Below are 3,779 nucleotides of genomic sequence, written 5' to 3'. Positions count from 1 at the left end.
ACCAGGCTTCGGAAGACCTTGATGACAGCGGATACATGGACGGATCCGCAAAAGTATGGGTGATATGCCAGTACCAGGGCCGGTCGAACCCTGTCATCCAGGGACACACCAACACCTGGTGGCTCTACACCCAGGGCGACCACGGGCGCTCCAACACCCATGGCTACACCGGTACCTGGGGATACCTTCCGGCGACCGCGGTGGCCCAGGGTGGGGAGAACGAACCCATCCCCGGCGTGCCGTCCTGTTCATCCTATTACTGATCGCCGGCCAGTTGGGATCGTCGTTCAGTTCGGATCGTCTTCGCCTTTGAGCTGGACAACGACATAGCTTGTGAACGCGGCCTTGCAATCCGCGGCGTCCGCGGTGTAGCCCGCGACGTCTCTGAGGATGATGATGATGTCCTCGAAGACCTTTCCGTTGGTCAACGCGTCCCGTGACTCCTGTGCGAGCCTGGCCACCTCGACAGCGCTGCCCTTGCATCCGCTCGCCACCGTCTGGATGGCGCTGTCGTACCGCTGGATGGTCGCCAAGCTGGGATCCGCCTCGCCGTCGAGCAAGGCGAGCCGGTAGCCAGGCGTGTTCGGCGGTGGCGTCTCCTCAGGGTCCGCCGCTCCCCCGCCACACCCTGCCGTCAACGCGACGATCACCAGTGCCGCCGCTGCCCACCGTGCCCGCATTCGTCCCTCCGAGTCCGGTCGGCAGCATAGCCCGCACGGGTGGAACAACCTGGCGGGAGGCTGACTGAGCACCGGACCGCACGCGCGTGGACCGGTGACCTCCGCCGCATCGACCGATACTTGGAGCGTCCGGTCGCCCTACCAGTGCCCGGCAACAGGGACGTGGGCGGCTTGTGATCTCACTGTTGGTTGTCCGACGTCTGGAAGGAGGCCACTTCGTGTCAGCTATCAGTGCACAAGCCCTCACCAAGGTGTTCACGACCCGCGCCGGCCCGGTACATGCGCTCGACGGCCTCGATCTGGAGGTCGCGCGGGGCACGGTCCTCGGTCTGCTCGGCCCCAACGGTGCCGGCAAGACCACGACCGTCCGCATACTGGCCACCCTGTTGCGGCCCGACAGCGGCCGGGCGACCGTACTCGGCCACGACGTGGTGCGCGACGCGCAGCAACTGCGCCGGCTCATCGGCCTGTCCGGGCAGTATGCGGCCGTCGACGAGAACCTCACCGCCGCCGAGAACCTGTGGATGTTCGGCAGGCTCTACCAGTTGCCGAGCCGCACCGCGCGCAGCCGCGCCGGCGAACTGCTCGAACAGTTCGCGCTGTCCGGCGCGGCGGACAGCATCGTCAAGACCTACTCCGGTGGTATGCGCCGCCGCCTTGACCTCGCCTCGGCTCTCATCGGCCACCCACAGCTGCTCTTCCTGGACGAGCCGACCACCGGTCTCGATCCGCGCAGTCGGGTTTCGATGTGGAACGTCATCCGCGATCTCGTCCGTGAAGGATCGACGTTGCTGCTGACGACGCAGTATCTGGAGGAAGCCGACGCGCTCGCAGACGTCATCGCCGTCGTCGACACCGGTAAGATCATCGCTTGTGGCACGGCCGCTGAGCTCAAGTCGCAGGTCGGCGGCGAACGGGTCGAGATCGTCGTCAACGACCCGGCGGACCTCGACCGGGCCCGGAATGTCATCTCCCGCCACTGCACCGCCGATACCGCTGGCACTGCTGGCACTGCTGGCACTGCTGGCACTGTCGTTGACGAGCGGGCGAAACGCCTGACCGCGCCCGCCGACGGTGGTATGCGCAAGCTCACCACCCTCATCCGCGCCCTTGACGAGGCTGGAATCGTGCTGGACGACTTCGGGCTACGCCGCCCGACCCTGGACGACGTGTTTCTCCGGCTCACCGGCCACGCCGTGCGGCAGAAGTCCGCCGAGGGCGAGGGCGACGGCGAGGGCGAGAGCGAGGGCGACGGCGATGAGGCGGTTGACGCACGTGTGGGAAGAGCCTCGTGACAAGCCCCATGGACCCCGCATATCCGGGCCGACGGACGCACGATCATCCAGCTGCGCAGTCCCGGAGATCTCGATGGAGACTGCGCGCGCCCGCCGCCAGCGCATCGGTCGTAGCCGACTCGCTGGTCGTCGCCTGGCGCAATCTGAAGCGGATCCCCCGTATCCCCGAGTTGGCGATCGTCGCGATCCTGCAGTCAGTGATGTTCGTACTGCTCTTCTCCTACGTGTTCGGCGGGGCGATCCCGCTGCCGGGAGGCGGCTCCTACCGCGAATACGTCATGGCAGGGATCATCGCGGAGACGCTTACCTTTGCGGCGGCGACCACCGCCATCGGCATCACCGACGACCTCGCCAAAGGCCTGATCGACCGCTTCCGCTCGCTGCCGATGGCCCGCTCGGCCTTCCTGACCGGGCGCACGGTCTCCGACGTCGTCTACAACGCCGTGATACTCGCGGTACTCATGCTCTCTGGCCTTGTCGTCGGTTGGCGGGTCCGCAACGGACCAATCCGCTTTCTCGCGGCGGTGGCCCTCGGGCTGCTGTTCGCCTACGCGATGGCCTGGATCGGTGTCTGGCTCGGCCTTCTGGTGCCGACCGTCGAGGTCGCCCAGCAGGTGGCGTTCACCGCGATCTTCCCGATCACGTTCCTGTCCAACGCCTTCGTCCCCATCCAGACGCTGCCCGGCTTCCTACAGCCGGTGGCGGAATGGAATCCGGTGAGCTCCCTGACCGCCGCGATGCGGGTTCTGTTCGGTAACCCGAATCCGTTCGGCAGCAGCGGCTTCCCCACGAAACACCCGGTCCTGGCCACCTTGATCTGGGTCACGGTTCTCGTCACGATCTTCGCGTCACTCAGCATCCGTCGTTACCAGGCCATGTCGCGCTGAACACCAGCTGGTCGCTGAGCACCGACTCTGCGTGGGCCCCGGCTGGAACGCGCGAAGTTTTCCCTGGTGTCAGACGGTGATCTTGCAGAATCATACGAACCACTGGTCCTGACGACAGGGAGACTGCCGTGCGCACCAACCGTTCGGACGTGGTCTGGGCGACCGCTGTCCGGGCGGTGGATGATGCGCAACACCGGACGACGTCATGGCTCAGGCTTGGCTGTGTCGCGCTGTTGTGGGTCGCGGCCGCGCGATTACCCGCAACCCAGCTCCCGCGGGAAGCCTGCCAGCTGGTGCTCGTCACGGTCGGCTGCCCGATGGCGTTCATCCACGCCCGCCCTCGTCTGGTGGCGCGGTTGGAACAGATACCGGGTCTGCGCTGGCTCGCCGACCACTTGTTCCAGGCCCGGGGGCATGCCGAGGTTGACCTCCCTGGCCTGCTGGAGGGATTCGGCATCCTCAGCGCCGGGCTGCTGTTCGCCGGCCCGTGGGCCGTACCGGGGCTGTCGGCTGCCGCGCGGTCAGTGGCCCTGCTCGCCTGCGTCAGCTTCACCTGGATGGTGTTCCTCAACGTTGTGCTGGACGCGGGCTGGTACGCACCGGCCGTCCCGGTGATCGTCGGCCCGGACCGAAGCACGGGCCCGGCTGCGCCGCATCTTGTGGTGCTCCGCCACCTGATACCGGTCGGCCTCAGCAGTGTCGTTCTTCTGATCAGCGCTGTGCCGTGGACGACAGACCTCGCCGCGGTCCCGGTTGTACTGCGCGTGTCGCTCGGGCTGAGCCCACTGCTCCTGCAGATCGTGTGGGTGTGTTTCGACCAGATACTCGCCGCCACAGCAGAAACTGTCCGCGATGCGGAGGATGCGGTACGCAAAGGTGCCGCGCAGGACCTGCACAGCCTCATCAAGAACGCCGTT

Annotated in this window: 4 protein-coding genes and 1 pseudogene; 4 read left to right on the top strand and 1 reads right to left on the bottom strand. The window is 66.6% G+C overall.

The window, feature by feature from the left end; genetic code table 11:
- Positions 1-263 (top strand): annotated as a pseudogene (locus U9980_RS24505) (serine/threonine protein kinase); the annotation flags it as partial.
- A gap of 24 nt (positions 264-287) precedes the next feature.
- Here the strand turns inward: U9980_RS24505 and U9980_RS24500 are convergent.
- Entirely contained in the window at positions 288-650 is a 363-nt protein-coding gene (locus U9980_RS24500) for a hypothetical protein (protein WP_322748118.1), read from the bottom strand.
- A 248-nt stretch (positions 651-898) separates the two neighbouring features.
- Here U9980_RS24500 and U9980_RS24495 point away from each other — a divergent pair, with 248 nt between their 5' ends.
- From U9980_RS24495 to U9980_RS24485, 3 genes are all read left to right on the top strand, one after another.
- Positions 899-1,975, top strand: coding sequence for an ATP-binding cassette domain-containing protein (locus tag U9980_RS24495; RefSeq protein ID WP_416210388.1), 1,077 nt, complete (start codon positions 899-901; stop codon positions 1,973-1,975).
- The gene (locus tag U9980_RS24490) at positions 1,972-2,862 is read left to right on the top strand and encodes an ABC transporter permease (RefSeq protein WP_322770090.1); all 891 of its coding nucleotides are present in this window, start codon (positions 1,972-1,974) and stop codon (positions 2,860-2,862) included. The genes U9980_RS24495 and U9980_RS24490 overlap by 4 nt, the downstream gene beginning before the upstream one ends.
- Before the next feature lie 128 nt (positions 2,863-2,990).
- Positions 2,991-3,779: hypothetical protein (locus tag U9980_RS24485; RefSeq protein ID WP_322770089.1), on the top strand; the 789-nt coding region annotated here is incomplete at its 3' end.

It is taken from the genome of Protofrankia sp. Cr1 (assembly GCF_963555865.1).
Classification (GTDB): Bacteria; Actinomycetota; Actinomycetes; order Frankiales; family Frankiaceae; genus Protofrankia.
Note: the sequence above shows the minus strand (reverse complement) of the source record. Positions and strands in the feature narration are given on the sequence as shown.